Source organism: Neobacillus vireti (assembly GCF_001026695.1).
GTDB lineage: Bacteria > Bacillota > Bacilli > Bacillales > Cytobacillaceae > Neobacillus > Neobacillus vireti.
In genome coordinates this window covers 689,872-705,834 of sequence record NZ_LDNB01000002.1, presented here as the reverse complement: position 1 = coordinate 705,834, position 15,963 = coordinate 689,872, and the positions used below count along the sequence as shown (strand labels likewise).

Sequence of the window (15,963 nt, the reverse complement as noted above, 5' to 3'; positions counted from 1 at the left end):
CTTAATCGTTCTACCATTCTACTGTAGCCCTAATAGCCCATTAGTTCAAGAGAACATTTTTAGACAATCTGCGAAGATCGCTTATCTTAAATGTCCCCTAAATGATTCCATCAATAATTTTGTGACTTGTTTCAAGCGCCTCTGTATGCTCGTCATATAAAGTCCTTGCCCATTCTCGAATCCTTACAGTATCCACTGACTTCCATTTATCGAGGCTTGGAATCACTTCTTTTTCAAAAGCTAATTTAGACAATCTAGTCATTAGCACAAAGGATGAGTATGGATGCGGGAATTTCGGGTCATTTTTTGCTTCATATAAAAATTTTTTTAGTAATCTAAACGATTTCGGCTCGTAAATTAGTTCCACCAATTTTGCTCGGTATTCCAAATCTTTTGCGGGTAGATTAGGGAATCGTGCATAATCACTTAGATGCTGCGCTTCATGTTTTAAATAACTCACTTGAAACTCGCTGCTTTCGATATTTACGCTTTTTTTCTTAGGCCGTTCATCTACATAATAAAATCCATCCTCTTTCGCCCAGCCTCCGGCAAATTTTTCGCCGAATGTCGCAAAATGAATCCAACTTTGCATGATGAAATCCCTCAAGAAATAAACCGTAACATCCTGTGTTTGGTGAGGTATTTCCACCTTAAATTCCTTTTTATCCATCGTCTTCCAAATATAAGGTCCTCTGAATGGAGAGGTCACGCCGCCCAAGAAGCGATAGCCCTTTTTCTCAAAAATTTCTTCAAGTTTCCCTTCAATTTCATCAAGATTATCAGTTAAATTCCCATCTGAACTTAATACTCCCAACGACTTAACTAGCTGGGGTTCCGCTTCGTCGACATTCTTTCCCGTTAATACAGAAGTAAAGTATTGATAATATGCCAAAATCACCTTTCTAATCCATGGATCATTCGATTTAAACCGGTAGATCGGCTTTCCACCAAAAAAGCGTTGGTAATACTTAGATGCTAACTGTTGATGTTTTTTACTTTTATTCGATTGGGAGTGAAGATACTTATACGCAGCCGTTACATTCCCCTGTAAACACAAGGCATAAAATTTTGACTCATCCAATTTGGATCCCTCTCAATATTGTTTTAATTTCTATATTTTCAATTACTTCCAAAAATGATAAAATAAAGGAAACTGACAGAATTTTAGTAAATACTATTTTAGTAGATTGGAGAATAAGATGATAAAACTTGTGAAAGTATTAAAAGAAGAAGAAAATATCCTCCATAACCTTATCCAATTTTATATTTATGAATTTAGCCAGTACATACCAGCCATTGCTTTGAAATCAGATGGGTCTTACAAGCCGTTTGATTTAACAGACTGCTGGAGCAACCCTAACCTGCACCCCTTTTTCATTAAAAAGGAAAACGAGCTGATTGGTTTTGCCATTGTTGAAAGTGCCACAGACATCGAACCGAACGCGATACTTGAATTCTTTATTGTCCGAAAATATGCCGGTAAAGGCTATGGAAAAATGGCTGCCTGCGAACTATTCAATTTATTTCCGGGTAAGTGGTTTGTCACCCAAGTTGAAAAGAACTATCCTGCCCAGGCTTTTTGGAGAAGTACGATTTCTAAATTTACAGGTGGAAAGTTCAGCGAAAGATATGACGAAAATAGGAAGTCGATACAGGAGTTCGATACAAATTTGCTAGTTTAATTAACAGGAGTAGTGGGATTTATCCACCTACTCCTGATTTTAAATTGACTGCAAATCTTTTATCAGCAAATCTTTTGAGCTTTCATCTTTTACTTTTTGCGCATATTCTAGTGCTAGTTTAGCTTCCTCTTTCGACAAATCAGTTCGACCTAATAAAGCATCAGCGCGGCTTAATGCCTCATATGCATAGCCTATATAAAACGGCTCAATCTTGTTATCTAAGCTAACTGAAAGACATCGTTTAGCATAGTAATGAGACCTCTCACCCAGTCCCACGGCTGCATACACTCTTGATAACTGCCAATAACCGATTGATAGATTTTTAGGAGTGTGGTCCTCCACTTGCGTCCAATGCCAAAAAGATGAATGGGCAAGATGAACCATTGTCTCTTCCTCTTCTTTTGTCCTTTCATTAAGTTCCAGTAGATCCCATACAGAATTAAAACAATTTGCAGCCGATTGCTTATGCGAAAATGTAGCTATCATCTTTCTTCAACCCTTCTTTTTACAAAATTACTAATAAATAACCCCGGTACAACCTCCAGATCACGAACTAATTTGTAGCCATTTTTCAGATATAAATTTTTAGCAGGGGAATTCTCTTTACCAGTTGAAACTTTTAACTCCGACAAATTTTGATTATTTTTCTCCACTTCCGTCAATAGACTTTGGGCAATTCCTTTCCGAAAATGGTTAGGATGGACGACCATCCGGCAGATCGTCAGCTCTGACCCAGCGATCGTATAAGAAATAGCACCAGCCAATTCATCCCCGTCAAAATATCCAAAGAAGGTTTCCCCACTCTGCATCAGTTCCTCCATAGACTCTTTTAGAGGCGGAATTTCAAAAAAATTAATTAACTTAGCCTCTACTAGATAGGAGGCCCTTTGCAGTTCAAACAATTCCTTGACTAGATTTAAATTATGTAGATACAACTTTTTTATCATACGACAATCCCCTTCTGTTTTTACCCTTCCTTTAGCCTACCTTATTTATTCTTTTCTGAGAAGTTTGAATTAAATAAACGATCTAAGCTTTCATTAAACTTTTCAATATGGCCATCCAAACAGTTTCTAACTGCAAAATTCTTGGTAATATTTACCTTTACCTATCCATCTTTTCAATAAGGATAGGAATCTCATCTAAATCTTCAATACTAAAATCAGCTTCAACTTCATTCCAGAATATTTCTTTTTTCCAAATTGTTTTCATTCCAACTTTTCTGGCTGCTTTTATGTCGTTTTCCGGATGATCGCCAACATAAACACTTTCATTTGCTAATACATTGAGTTGCTTTATTTCTTTTTCAAATATTTCGGGGTTAGGCTTTTTCATACCCTCCCATTCGGAAATAAGTATGGCTTCAAAATATTTTTCAATGCCCAAGGCGACAATATTGTCAAATTGAAACTGTCCCCTTCCATTTGTGATGATCCCTAAGAGGATTGATTTGGACTTTAATGCTTCTAGCATTCTGATTAAATTTGGAAAGGATACACAATGATTCTTAAATTCTATCAAATAATCTTGAAGCAGACTTTCCCATGTAATTCCCTTAATGTTTAATTCAGCGATTAATTGCTGATACACCTTATCTTTCCAGACGTAACCACGAGAATCTAATTCAATAAATTTTGAGGTATATAATTCTTTAGGAATATGTCCGAGCAAATTTTTAAAGCGCTCATATTGGTTATCAATAAATCTTTCGACGGAAGCATCCCGATTTAATAAAGTTCCATCTAAATCAAATAGTACTGCCTTTATCATTGTGCATTTACCACCTTTTACACCGCTTTTAAAAATCTAAAAAGGAGAGGGAGGAGAAATTTAGAAGGGTTTTAAATTAATGGTAAAATTATATGATAAAATAAAAATTAATTACAATATTTAAATCATAATGGGGGAATCAAAGTGGCGAATAAGTTTAAATTTGCATCGAATTCACTCTTTGCTCTTTTAGTTTTAATGGTAGCGATAATGTTAATTAAAATTTATATCGATTATCAGAATTTTATTAAACATCCTGAATGGTCAGCCCCTTTTTCAGCACATTTGATAACAATATGTGTTACATATGGTGTTCCATTAATTGTGGCACTGGTATTTTTTTTAATTTTTAAAAACAAGGCAAGTAAAAAAATAAACCATTAAAAACAGACATAAAAAATGAACAAGCGAATTATTAAATAACTACAAATCGAACAATTGGCTGAACTAATAAATAATAGAAAAAACACAATCTATTTGCCAGGAAATTCTTTTTTAAAACAATCAGCAAATAAAAAAAATACGATACTTTCATCTGGCAAGTATCGCATTGGGCTATGTTTTCTATGTTAATTTATTATGATACTGTTCGGCAACTAACTTCCAATCCTCCAAAAATATTGACCACAGATTAGGCCGGCGCCTGACAGCTAGTGGATGGTAGCCTACCGCTGTTGGGTACCCTTGCACTTGATGGATTGCGCCTCGCAGTGCCTTCACTTCCGCCTCAGAGTTTTTGAAAAAGGATTGCACTGAAACATTTCCTAAGCACAGAATTAGCTCCGGCTCTTATTCATAGTCTAACCTTATTGATTTCTCAATAAACTGGGATACTTAACCGAATCATGGCTACTTAAGAATTATTACTAGTCCATATTGTAATACTCTTTCTTTTCCTTCATATAATCCTTTTCACATTTCAGCAGCTGGTATTTAATCGGGGTGCCTTGTTTCTTCTTCTTTTCAATGACTTCCCATTTTAAATCAGCAAGCTTTAAATGGACTGCAACGTTTGTATTATCAGGCTGCTTATACAGTAAATAGGCTTCCGCTGGTTTGACAAACAATGTAGGCTTGCCGCGAGAGGCTACTATAAATTGTTGATGTAATGATTGATAATATTCGTCAAATTCTTTCCCGCCGTAGATAATGTTGGCAGCGTCTAACCCTTTATCCGTTACCTCAATGTAGCTTTGATCATCAATATCCAAATCAAGACCCGCAATGATATCATTCATCAGTGCTTTATTATATTCAACGTCTCGAATTTTCATATTTTCTCTGCAGTCTGAGGATAACCTTGGTGGATCATCAGCCAAGACTTGCAAGGAATGAAAACATAGGACGAGGAATAAGCCTCCAATAAAGCTTGCTGCTTTTCTCACAGTAAACATCACCCCTAACGATATATGAACATATTATTCTGCATCACGGGGTGATATATACAATAGACACGTTTCAATCCTATTTCTATACTTCAATAGGTTTAATTACTCATGCTCGATTTTCGCTAACTACCACATTATCGGGTACATCCTTTGTGACAACCGCCCATGAAGCAATGACGACATTATTACCAATATTAATACTAGGGTTTATAATCGCTCTCCCGCCAATCCAAACATTATCACCAATTTGAACGGGTGCACCAAACTCAACGCCTGAATTTCTCTCAACTGTTGGATATAATAGGAGTGACTAACTCTTGGAGGTTTTAGAATGATTAAGGAAATCGCAACAGTTGCTGTGTACGTTGAAGACCAACAAAAGGCTAAGACTTTTTGGACAGAAAAAGCAGGGTTTGAAGTTATTGCTGAACATCAAATGACACCTAATGCAAACTGGCTTGAAGTAGCTCCAAAAGGGGCAGAATCTCGTTTAGTAATTTATCCTAAAGCAATGATGCAAGGTTATGAAATTATGAAGGCATCCATCGTTTTCCAGTGTGACGATATTAAAACTACATATGAGAAGCTAAAAGCTAATGGTGTGGAATTTTTAGATGAACCAAAAGAAATGCAATGGGGTTCATTTGTTCAGTTTAAAGATGATGACGGTAATGTGTTCTTGTTAAGACAATAAATCAATAAGTGGGTTCAATCAATTTATTGAACCTACTTTTTTATTACTATTTCACTATCCTCCCCCTCTTTCAACAACTCGTCTGAAATATTGGAAACATTACCCCAAAACTAAAACCCAAATCATTAGGTTTTGCTTGAGATACAATACATCAAATAAGGTAGGTACAAAACTATACACGCCTAAAAATTTTTTTAACATCTTTACGAATAAGCATTTGTAGAAAAAAATGATAATTTATTGCGTCAGGACTGACAAAAAAGAATTTCCTCTTGTACTTAAACAATAATAAATGTTTCCATGTTTTGAAGTACGAAATCTCATTATAGTATATTTTGTATGTCCGACCAAAAGTCGTTCTATAAATAAAATAGTCAGAATCTTTATCTATCTTTATATTCCAGAACACTCCAGACATTGTTGAAAATAATCCTAATAGAACCATTGGAGAAGATAATAATAAATTTTCAATTATTGGTTCATTATCAAAAATCTTTGGGAAAAGAATATATCCAAATGGTCCTATTAGGAAAATTATTGTGATTGGTAACCCTAGCCATATCAAAATACTCGGAAGACTTACAACCGCATTACTATTTTTGCCGAGAGGAACTGTATTCTTATCCGTTAATTCTAATTGCCAAAAAATAACAGAACGTACCACAACCCCAATTAGACCAGATATGATAATTACTTCTATTACCTCTTGTATATAATTCACACCCCTTTAAGCCACAATACATTTTTCTCCTAGCAAAGCTGACTCCTAAAATCCAATCCATAAAATGGGACCTTCCCGAAATAGGATTACTGCTAAAATCATATTTTCCAAGAAAATATATATCCGTTTTTAATCTTATTTTAAATATTGCAGGACACCAGGGCAAGCCCTACCTTGTGTCACAATTCGTAGTCATATCGTTTTTTTTAAGCGGAAGTAATAAAGCCATGTTCTGATCGTGAAGGATCCAAATGAAAGGATAACAATTACCATGATAATCAAAGTTAAAATCCGCATTTTATCCACTGTGTTATGAATGAACAAATCAAATCCTATGCCTAGATTTAATAGATGGGCAATAATTAACGGAAGAAAGAGACATGAATAGGCAATTGCAATCTTTCTTGCATGCTTTAATTGATTGGATTTGTCGCTGTAGATTTGCGGCCGTTCTTTACCCTCTGAATATTCACGGACCCAGATGGACCATTTTTGTAATGACCCAAAGGACTTGAAAACACTTTTCCAGCCAGCTTCTCTGTGTATATCGAAGTAGCTTTCATCCGCAATGTTTTGATAATCCGCACAGTAACATACTTTCCGTGGACGACCAATAAAAAAATGAAAGACCGTTCCCGTTTTGCTGACACGGTAGAGATTATATCCTTGTTCTTCCATTTCCTCGAGCCACTGCTCAAGCTTATCTGGGGCATACATCCAGCCAAGCTTTCTTTTCGCAATCAGTTTTCCTGAACACTTTAACTGTTTTTCTTCCGCTTTGCTTAGGGTTCCCTCAGGCTGCATCCCAAAGTGAAGATCATCTCTAGAATTTTCTTTAATAAGATTTTTATTGGTCGTATGAATTTTTATCACAGAATATAGTGCAAGGACCAAAATAGCAATTACAGCACCAAAATACAAATACGTAAAAATCCAATAGGGGCTTTCTACCACTTCTACCTGAGAATCTGAAGCAAAGAAAATCATTCCAAATATACTCAGAAAAAGCATCGCCGCAATTGAAAAATAACCGACTATACCGCCGAAAATATACATGATAATTCGATTATGTTTGATAATGCCTTCTCGAATGGAGGAAGTCTTAATTTGCTCCATCGGCTTTTCATTAGACGTTACAAACCAGTGCCCAGCCCGCAATACTTTTGTCCATCCCTCTGCTAATAACCCTCTCGAAAGTGACTCCCCTTGCATTTTATCGAACCCTATTCGGTATGTTAGCTTCTTTGGCTCGCCTTGTTGAAAGAAAAAGCTACGGGTTACACGATTTATTTTAACTAAAAAGTAACCTTGTTCAGCCATAGCGATTAGCCATTTTTCCGTTTTTTGAACATCGTAGCTCCAGAAAGGCCGCAATACTTTTTTAATCATAGAAAATCCCCCTCGAATTTCAATGCATTATGATGCAGCTCTTTAAGTCTATGAATTTCAGAGATGATTAATTTTTTTCCAATCTCAGTTACTTCATAAACTGTTTTTCTTTCCTCATCGGCGAAGACAGTGATAATCCCATCCTTCTGCATTTTTGTTAATGTACCGTACACCGTACCCGACCCCAATTGAATTCTTGAGTTAGTGATTTCCTCAACATGCTTAACAATTCCGTATCCATGGCGAGGCTCGGTTAAGGAAAGGAGTATGTAAAACGCCGTTTCTGTCATCGGTACATACTTTTTCAAGACCTTTTCAATCTCCAAAAATTTCACCTCACAAGTCTCATTTAATAAATTATGTCACAGATAAATATGTCTCATCGTGACTATATCACACCGCGACATATTATTCAATGCAATCTTTACTAAAATTTGTAATATATTTGTTAGTAAATATTGCAGACAAGTATTTACTCAATGGTTATAACAGTAAAATAAATTGTGTTATAATTGTGAATATTAGATTTTCTGTAAATTCCTACTCAACCAAAAAGGAGGAATAGAATTTGAGATTTGATGTGATTGTGGTTGGGGCTGGGCTTGCAGGCTTAGTTGCGACAGCTGAACTCGCTGATGCGGGAAAAAAAGTTCTCCTTTTAGACCAGGAGCCTGAAGCCTCTCTTGGCGGACAGGCCTGGTGGTCGTTCGGAGGGTTGTTTCTAGTCGATTCACCCGAACAAAGAAGAATGGGAATAAAGGATTCCCATGAGCTTGCCTGGCAGGACTGGTTAGGATCGGCGGGGTTTGACAGAGAAGATGATGAGGATTATTGGGGTAAAAAGTGGGCGCAAGCATATGTTAATTTCGCTGCTGGTGAAAAACGCGAATGGTTATATAATATGGGCGTTCGTTTTTTCCCTGTGGTTGGCTGGGCGGAGCGTGGCGGCTATCTCGCTGATGGCCATGGTAATTCCGTACCCCGCTTTCACATCGTCTGGGGAACAGGTCCCGGCATTGTTAAACCATTTGAGGACCGAGTCAGGAAGGCAATGGAACAAGGTCTTGTTGACTATCGTCCGAGACACCGTGTCAATCAATTAATCACCGAAAATGGCGCTGTTATCGGGGTCAGTGGTGATATTCTCGTTCCAAGTTCAGTCGCACGGGGAGAAGCAAGTTCTCGCGAGAAGATTGGAGATTTTGAGTTTGTTTCCCAAGCCGTGATGGTAACTAGCGGAGGCATCGGCGGCAACCATGAACTAATTAGAAAAAACTGGCCTGCCCGGCTTGGGGCAGCTCCCAAAAATATGATTTCCGGTGTACCAGAACATGTGGACGGGCGAATGTTGGCAATAACCGAGGAGGCGGGTGGCCGAATCGTCAATCGCGATCGGATGTGGCATTATACAGAAGGCATTAAAAACTGGGGACCGGTGTGGCCGATGCACGGTATCCGGATTCTTCCTGGACCTTCATCCATTTGGCTGGATGCAAAAGGAAAGCGTTTCCCGGCACCGAACTTTCCCGGTTTTGACACGTTAGGGACCCTTGCCGCCATTCAGGCGACTGGCTACGATTATTCTTGGTTCATCTTGACGCAGAAGATCATTGAGAAAGAGTTTGCCTTATCCGGTTCAGAGCAAAATCCTGATTTGACAGGGAAAAGTATTAAACAAGTACTCTCTCGTGTCCTTCCGGGACCGACTGCACCTGTTAAGGCGTTTATGGATAAAGGCGAGGATTTTGTGATAGCAAACACATTGACCGATCTTGTTGCCGGAATGAACGAGCTAACTGATGAAAACTTGCTCAATTTTGATGAGATTGAGCGCCAAATTCTTGCACGGGACCGAGAAATAGACAACAAATTCACTAAGGACCTGCAAATTACTGCCATTCGCGGTGCTCGAAAATATCTCGGTGACAAACTAATAAGAGTCGCGCCACCACACAAGATTCTCGACCCAAAGATGGGACCATTAATTGCTGTTCGGTTGAATATCGTTAGTCGTAAGACGCTCGGCGGGCTGCAAACCGATTTATCCGGCAGAGTTTTAGACTCTACTGGAAATCCTGTCCCCGGTCTATACGCTGCCGGTGAAGTTTCCGGGTTTGGCGGGGGCGGGATTCACGGCTATCGCTCACTAGAAGGAACTTTCGTTGGAGGCTGTATGTTTACTGGTAGGCAGGCGGGGCGGGCGCTGGCGGAGGAATTAGGGTAACAACGTCAATAAGCGAATAGGCTGTCCTTAAATTTTGAATAGACGTTCTCTATTGAATCAGAGGGAGAGTAATAATTATGTTTGAAATCAGTGATAAAACATTAAGATTAATTAAAAAGACTTGTAAAGGAAAAAAACATTTAAAATTAACTGTTGGCTATTTAACAGGCAATAATTCAGTAATAAAAATTTTTAATGAACACGGCGAACTTGATTCATCAGAAAAATATCATTATGAAATTGGCTCTATAACAAAGACTTTTACCGTATCTATGCTATCTAAATATGTATTTGAAAACAAATTGTCTTTAAACGATTCAATACAAAAATATATTGAAGGACTTAGGGAAGACGAGTATTATCCTCCATTGCTCCGCCTTGCTACTCACTCTTCTGGATATTCAGCAAGACTGCCATTAAATAAGCGGGAATATTTCAACCTAATTTTAGGTTTGATAAAAGGCGGTGGTGATTTGAATAAGAATAATCCGTTAATTTTGGATTTAAACAATATGAAAATACTTATGGAAAAAAATATATTAAAAGATATGGATTATTCATGGAAATATTCAAATTTTGGTTTGTCACTTATTGGGTATGGGTTAGGAATTGTATCGGGCAGTGGATATTGGGACACAATGAATGACTTTCTGCAAAATGAATTGGGATTAAGAGATACCTATTTAGGAACATTAAATAATAATTTACATGGTTATGACAGAAAAAATAATGATTGTGGAAACTGGAAATGGAATAAAGACAATCTTATATCCCCTGCTGGTGCAATAAGTTCAACTGCTGATGATTTACTTAAATATGCAAAAATAAATATTTGCGAAGATAAACCATATTTGTCTCTTTGTCATAAAAAACATGGAAATGGAAAAAAGAAGTATGATATGGGTCTTGGATGGTGGCTATTAAAGAAAAACAATAATGTTTTTTTTCATGGCGGAGGAACAGGTTGCTTTAGTTCATTTTTAGGAATTGATAAAGAAAAAAAAGTCTCAGTTATTGTTTTAGCAAATTATAGATTAGGAATAAATGACGATCAAAATATTGGATTTTCTTTATTAGAAAGTTTGCAGAAATCAAAAGAAGAATTAGAAATACATTAAAGGATTAATGTGAACATGATTAATATTTTTTTATTATTAAGAACAAATAAGTAGTATTTTTCGATTCGCTGAAAAAATCCATTATTCGCTGATAAATGGTCTGGATTCGCTGATATATTGCTAGATTAACTAATAAGTTCACTAAATTCGCTGATAAAATAAGCTACATCAAATTTCCCTAAATTTTTCAGGCTCATACACCTACAAAATAGTGGCAAAATTTCGATTCGTAAATAAAAGCGGTAGATTCGCAAATAATAGCCACTTTTTCGCAAATAAAATGAAAAAAGCAGTCCTTTTTCTTTGTTTGTATAGCTGTAAAGGTGTGCATCTCTTGGATTTTAACCTTTTTTGCAGTTAAAGTAACTAATTTTTATGATATATTTACCTACCCAACCCGACTATCAGCGAATCATAAAAATGCAACAATCCATCAGAAAAGAGCCAAAATTAAAGAGTATGTCCCAAAGACATAATCTCGGGGTCATACTCTTACTCTGCCAAATTCCTAATTCGAAAACATAAATTCAGTCCTGCTCCCGGTCTGATCGGCAATGACCTCGAGACGCACATCGATCCGTTCTTTTAGTTCCGGCACGTGCGAAATGATGCCTACTAAACGGCCGCTGCTTTGGATATCCATTAATGCTTCAATTGCCTGGTCCAATGATTCAGGATCCAGCGTGCCGAATCCCTCATCAATAAACATCGTTTCCAATGATACGCCGCCGGCATAATTTTGCACCACATCTGCTAGTCCCAAAGCAAGAGATAATGAAGCTTTGAAACTCTCCCCACCCGATAACGTTTTAACATGGCGTTCCTGACCAGTATATTGGTCGAACACCAGCAATTCCAATCCGCTCTGGGCATTTCCTTTGGCACGGTCTGTTTTTCGCAGCAATTGAAAACGCCCTGAGGTCATTTTTCGTAAGCGGACATTGGCTTCTCGTAATATATCATCTAAGAAGGCAGCAAGGACATAACGTTCAAAGGTAATCCGGAAGTTATTTTGCCCCTTTGCAATTTCGTACAGATGACCAATTAACTTGTACCGCTCTTCGAGAACCTTCATCTGCTCATTCAAATTTTCCACTCGGGTATAAATTTCTTCATTGTCCCGTCTCTTAACGAATAGATCCGTGCGCTGCTGAGTTAGAACCTCGATTTTGCTAGACAGACTTCCTAGCTCGAGCTTTAATCCCTCGACATCGGGGGTTTTCACATCCGCCAACAGTTCCGTTAATTCCTCCAGTCGGTCTGAAACCGAACGTAATTCTTCGCGATAGCTGCGGATATCAGCTTCAAGACTGCGAATCTCGCCCTCTGTCCGTTTAGAAGCTGCATAGAGACCATATGTTTCAAAGCCCTGCTCGGCCAGCTTATTTTTAAAGATTTCACGTTCTGTGTCAAGCTCCTCAAGTTTACTGGCATGATGCTTTTCGGCGTCTACTAATCTTGCTGTCTCATTTGAAAGTTTTTCTTTGACCGCTTGTAAATGCTGCTGTGCCGCTTCAAGCTGTTTGACAAGCTGTTCATGGCGCTTTTTCGCAGTGGTTAGTGCTTTTTCATATTCCGCTTCCGACCGCAGATTCTCGGGAATGACGTTCATCATCCTCGTCAAATTCGTTTTCTTTTCGGTGTATTGCACCGTTAAATCTGTCACTTCTGCTGCTAATTGCTGAATCACACTTTGTAAAGCAGCTTTTTCTGATTCTCGTTTCTCTAAGTCTATTTTTACTTGGCCAAGCTGACTAATCTGTTTAGCCAGGTTCGTTTGCAATTGAATAAGAGAATTTTTCGCAGTAACAACTTCTGATTTCACATAGGTTAAATCCGTTTCCGTAAAATCAGCGCGATAAGTACGAATTTCAATTAGCATTTCCGCAACGGCTTCCTGTTGCGTTCGTACGGCTGATTGGCCTTGATAAAGCTTCGCCTCATCCGCAGCCTTTTCCTTTTCCCATTTGTTAAGCTGCTCCTTTGCTGCCTTCAACTCTTCTTCGTTCGGCATGCTACCATCATGCTGGAGAGCAGGCGTTGGATGGTGCTCGGAACCGCATACGGGGCAAGCCTCCCCGTCATGAAGTCTTGAAGCTAACAAGGATGCCTGACCATGGAGCCATTTTCGCTCAATCTCCTCAACAAGTGCCTTTGCATCCATAAATCTCGCAGCCGTATTTTCATAGCGGCCTGATATTACTTTAAGATTTTGCTCGGCCGTTTGCAGTCGTCCGTGGACTTTTTCATATTTTTCCAAGCGGTCTAGCTCCGCTTGAAGTTTTTCAACTTGCCTTTCATTTTCTAAATAGGTTAGCTGTCCCTTTTCAATCTCGGACTTTTGCTGAAGAAGCGATTTAACCATTTGATCATTTTGTTCCACACTTCTTTCTAAGGCTTGCAGCTTTTCCTTAGCCGTCTTTAAAAATGCGCCCTTTAATGCCGTCTCTTTGACCAATGCGGCATATGAATAGACATCGTCTTTCATATTGACCAACCGATTCGCCTCAGCTAGGGCTGCCTGCCGCTCGCCTTCCCGTTCAAGCTCATCCCGCAGCTGCGCTTCATGCTGTTTGGCAAGCCCGTTCAAGCTTTCGATTTTTACATGGAGTGACTTCACATTTGTCTCCAGCTGGTCAGATTCGCGCTTTAAGCGATGGCAAAGCTCCTCCTGCTTCGCTAATAAAGCTGCTTTTTGCGCTCGTTGAACCTGCTTTTCTTTTTCTGCAAATAAATCTTTCTGAGATTCGAGCTGGACTTTTTTCTCCTTCAATTCCTCTTTCGTTTGCAGTTGTTTTAAAATCGCTTCTGCTTTAATTAGCTGCTCTTTTAACCGGTCCTGCTCATAAACTTTGGCTTTTAATTGGCTGTCCAGTTGTTCGAGTAATTCGCCCATACCTGAAATTTCTGCTACTAAAAGCGGCATGATGATCGTGTCATTTACGCTCCCCGCTTCAAGGTAATCATGGAGTTCTTTGTTTGTCACTGCTTGAATACGGCGAATCGCTTCATTTCGTGCCTGCACCTGGTCCTCAACAGACCGTTTCAGTTCAGTTGCTTCTAGCTTTAGCTTTTCTTCGACCATTTTATAAAGCTGAGTATGGAACAGCCGCTGAAGGATGACTTCTTTATCCTTGCTGTCAGAGGTCAACAGCTTGCGGAATTCCCCCTGTGGAATCATCAATATTTGCCGGAATTGGTTGGCATCAATCAACATGATTTCCTTAATTTTTTCTTCGACATCACTGATCTTAGAAGCGATCAGTTTTTTCTCGCCATTCGCGTCCCAGCTATATAATTCGGCCTTTGCTCCAAGCTGGGTATAGCCTTCACCCTTGTCTTTCTTCTTCAGCTGCTGGGGTGACCTGGTAATCGAATACACTTTGTTACGAAGTGCAAAATCAAGGGATACTTCTGTTAACAGGCCGTCAGCGGCAAATTGGCTGCGGAGGTCCGGTCCGCCCCGATCCTCCCCACTCGCTTTTCCATATATCGCATAACTAATTGCATCAAATATCGTTGTTTTCCCGGCACCGGTTTTTCCGGAAATGACAAACATCGTCCGGTTGCCGAGCTCTGAGAAATCAATCGATTCACTGCCTGCATACGGTCCAAATGCCTGCATCGTCAGTTTTAACGGTTTCATTTCACCACATCCTCTCTGAGCACGTTTTCAATCACCGCAGCCATCGCTTCTTTTTTATCCAGCGTAAATTCGGATGTGGTCATTTCTGTGTAAAATTGTTCGAACAACTCAATTTCCGACTTCTTTTCATTGCGAATGGCATTGAAGGATTGTTTCTTTTTCAAATCGGTAAGATCGATTTTTCGTTCCAGATGGAGGACATTCGGGTATATTTGCCGCAATTTATTAATCGGATCAATTAATGCGCCTTCATCCAACAAGGTGATTTTTAAATAATCCTCTAGGCGTTCTTTTTCATAAAATTGCGGATCAAGTAATTCTGCCAAATGCCCTTCTAACTCCCGCATATCATGCTTTGGTGTGAGCGATCGGTAACGATGGGTAAAATCTCCTTTTTCATTCATTTCAATAATCGAAATCGACTTTCTTTGTTTGGCTTCGGAAAAAGAATATTTTAAGAGAGAACCAGAATATTTCACTCTATCATGATGAATAGCATCGGGACTGTGCAGGTGGCCTAGTGCGGTATAGGAAAACGGTTCAAACAATTCGGCACCCACACACCCCGACCCTCCTACGGATAAAACTCGTTCAGAATCGGAGGTTTGACCGCCTAAGACAAAGGCATGTCCAACTAAAACGTTCGGTTCATTCGGATTAATCGTTTCTTCCATCTTGCCAATCATTGCCTTCATCGCATCCTGATGGGAGTGAATCGATTCATCCTCAAGCAGCTGGCGGACGACGCCTGGCTCTGCATATGGCACTAGATAGAAATTCACGCCATTGATTTGTACCGGCTTAAAGCTGTTGGTTATTTTTCCAGATAAATAGAATTGACTATGTTTATACCACGAGCTGCCAAACGAGAGTCTTTCTGCACTATCATGATTTCCGGCGATTGCGACAACTGGTGTTTTTAGCTCGACATTGATTTTAAAAAGAATGTCATCTAGTAACTCAACGGCATCCGTAGGCGGTACGGAACGATCATAAAGATCACCGGCAATGACGACTGCATCCGGTTTCTCTTCAGCGACGATTGCCACAAACTGCTCAAGTGCTTCCCGTTGATTCTCCGTCATATAAACACCATGGACTAATTTGCCTAAATGCCAATCAGCGGTATGAATAAATTTCATCTACTTCACCCCAGTTATTTTTATAAAATTATTAATTTCGACTTTGAGAATTGTCCAGCTCCAGCGCCCTAGCGGCTAGTGTCCTTCGCTCTCCGCCCTACGATAAGTCAAGCACGAATTCGCTCCGCTCTTCGTGTTCCCTTTTTCTCAGTTGGAGCGCTCCACCAGGAAGGCTTCGACAGCATAATC

At 39.0% G+C, this 15,963-nt stretch carries 16 protein-coding genes and 1 pseudogene; 5 read left to right on the top strand and 12 right to left on the bottom strand.

What is annotated here, in order from left to right; genetic code table 11:
* Window positions 1–97: 97 nt before the first annotated feature.
* Window positions 98–1,081 carry a hypothetical protein gene (locus AA980_RS03780; protein ID WP_024030034.1) on the bottom strand — a complete coding sequence of 328 codons (984 nt, stop codon included), beginning with the start codon at window positions 1,079–1,081 and terminating at the stop codon, window positions 98–100.
* A gap of 118 nt (window positions 1,082–1,199) precedes the next feature.
* Here AA980_RS03780 and AA980_RS03775 point away from each other — a divergent pair, with 118 nt between their 5' ends.
* A complete protein-coding gene (locus tag AA980_RS03775) occupies window positions 1,200–1,682 on the top strand; it encodes a GNAT family N-acetyltransferase (RefSeq protein WP_024030033.1) in 483 nt (160 codons plus the stop codon).
* A gap of 39 nt (window positions 1,683–1,721) precedes the next feature.
* On the opposite strand, the gene AA980_RS03770 is transcribed toward AA980_RS03775, so the two are convergent.
* From AA980_RS03770 to AA980_RS03760, 3 genes are all read right to left on the bottom strand, one after another.
* On the bottom strand, window positions 1,722–2,168 hold the full coding sequence (locus AA980_RS03770) for a hypothetical protein (protein ID WP_024030032.1): 447 nt from the start codon (window positions 2,166–2,168) through the stop codon (window positions 1,722–1,724).
* The gene (locus tag AA980_RS03765) at window positions 2,165–2,629 is read right to left on the bottom strand and encodes a GNAT family N-acetyltransferase (RefSeq protein WP_024030031.1); all 465 of its coding nucleotides are present in this window, start codon (window positions 2,627–2,629) and stop codon (window positions 2,165–2,167) included. Before AA980_RS03765 ends, AA980_RS03770 begins: the two co-directional genes overlap by 4 nt.
* A 157-nt stretch (window positions 2,630–2,786) precedes the next feature.
* The gene (locus AA980_RS03760) at window positions 2,787–3,452 is read right to left on the bottom strand and encodes an HAD family hydrolase (protein WP_024030030.1); all 666 of its coding nucleotides are present in this window, start codon (window positions 3,450–3,452) and stop codon (window positions 2,787–2,789) included.
* A 144-nt stretch (window positions 3,453–3,596) separates the two neighbouring features.
* Between AA980_RS03760 and AA980_RS03755 the strand changes: the two genes are divergently transcribed.
* Entirely contained in the window at window positions 3,597–3,836 is a 240-nt protein-coding gene (locus tag AA980_RS03755) for a hypothetical protein (protein ID WP_024030029.1), read from the top strand.
* Between the two features lie 180 nt (window positions 3,837–4,016).
* On the opposite strand, the gene AA980_RS03750 is transcribed toward AA980_RS03755, so the two are convergent.
* The 3 genes and pseudogenes from AA980_RS03750 to AA980_RS26085 form a co-directional block, all read right to left on the bottom strand.
* A complete protein-coding gene (locus AA980_RS03750) occupies window positions 4,017–4,205 on the bottom strand; it encodes a uracil-DNA glycosylase family protein (protein WP_024030028.1) in 189 nt (62 codons plus the stop codon).
* Window positions 4,206–4,318: 113 nt separating this feature from the next.
* Entirely contained in the window at window positions 4,319–4,837 is a 519-nt protein-coding gene (locus tag AA980_RS03745; RefSeq protein ID WP_024030027.1) for a hypothetical protein, read from the bottom strand.
* 109 nt (window positions 4,838–4,946) lie between these two features.
* A pseudogene (locus AA980_RS26085) lies at window positions 4,947–5,129 on the bottom strand (DapH/DapD/GlmU-related protein); the annotation flags it as partial.
* A gap of 42 nt (window positions 5,130–5,171) precedes the next feature.
* Here AA980_RS26085 and AA980_RS03740 point away from each other — a divergent pair.
* Window positions 5,172–5,534 carry a VOC family protein gene (locus AA980_RS03740; protein WP_024030026.1) on the top strand — a complete coding sequence of 121 codons (363 nt, stop codon included), beginning with the start codon at window positions 5,172–5,174 and terminating at the stop codon, window positions 5,532–5,534.
* Between the two features lie 172 nt (window positions 5,535–5,706).
* Here the strand turns inward: AA980_RS03740 and AA980_RS03735 are convergent, their stop codons facing one another.
* From AA980_RS03735 to AA980_RS03725, 3 genes are all read right to left on the bottom strand, one after another.
* On the bottom strand, window positions 5,707–6,255 hold the full coding sequence (locus AA980_RS03735) for a hypothetical protein (protein ID WP_024030025.1): 549 nt from the start codon (window positions 6,253–6,255) through the stop codon (window positions 5,707–5,709).
* Between the two features lie 192 nt (window positions 6,256–6,447).
* Window positions 6,448–7,644, bottom strand: coding sequence for a DUF2812 domain-containing protein (locus AA980_RS03730; RefSeq protein ID WP_024030024.1), 1,197 nt, complete (start codon window positions 7,642–7,644; stop codon window positions 6,448–6,450).
* Window positions 7,641–7,934, bottom strand: a complete 294-nt coding sequence (locus tag AA980_RS03725) for a PadR family transcriptional regulator (RefSeq protein ID WP_047771323.1) — start codon at window positions 7,932–7,934, stop codon at window positions 7,641–7,643. The genes AA980_RS03730 and AA980_RS03725 overlap by 4 nt, the downstream gene beginning before the upstream one ends.
* Before the next feature lie 278 nt (window positions 7,935–8,212).
* Between AA980_RS03725 and AA980_RS03720 the strand changes: the two genes are divergently transcribed.
* Window positions 8,213–9,868 carry an FAD-binding dehydrogenase gene (locus tag AA980_RS03720; RefSeq protein ID WP_024030022.1) on the top strand — a complete coding sequence of 552 codons (1,656 nt, stop codon included), beginning with the start codon at window positions 8,213–8,215 and terminating at the stop codon, window positions 9,866–9,868.
* A gap of 77 nt (window positions 9,869–9,945) precedes the next feature.
* A complete protein-coding gene (locus AA980_RS03715; RefSeq protein ID WP_024030021.1) occupies window positions 9,946–10,986 on the top strand; it encodes a serine hydrolase domain-containing protein in 1,041 nt (346 codons plus the stop codon).
* Window positions 10,987–11,494: 508 nt separating this feature from the next.
* Here the strand turns inward: AA980_RS03715 and AA980_RS03710 are convergent.
* Together AA980_RS03710 and AA980_RS03705 are read right to left on the bottom strand one after the other, a co-directional pair.
* On the bottom strand, window positions 11,495–14,632 hold the full coding sequence (locus AA980_RS03710) for an AAA family ATPase (RefSeq protein WP_024030020.1): 3,138 nt from the start codon (window positions 14,630–14,632) through the stop codon (window positions 11,495–11,497).
* Complete coding sequence (locus AA980_RS03705; RefSeq protein WP_024030019.1) at window positions 14,629–15,774, bottom strand: exonuclease SbcCD subunit D; 1,146 nt, start codon at window positions 15,772–15,774, stop codon at window positions 14,629–14,631. The genes AA980_RS03710 and AA980_RS03705 overlap by 4 nt, the downstream gene beginning before the upstream one ends.
* Between the last annotated feature and the right edge of the window lie 189 nt (window positions 15,775–15,963).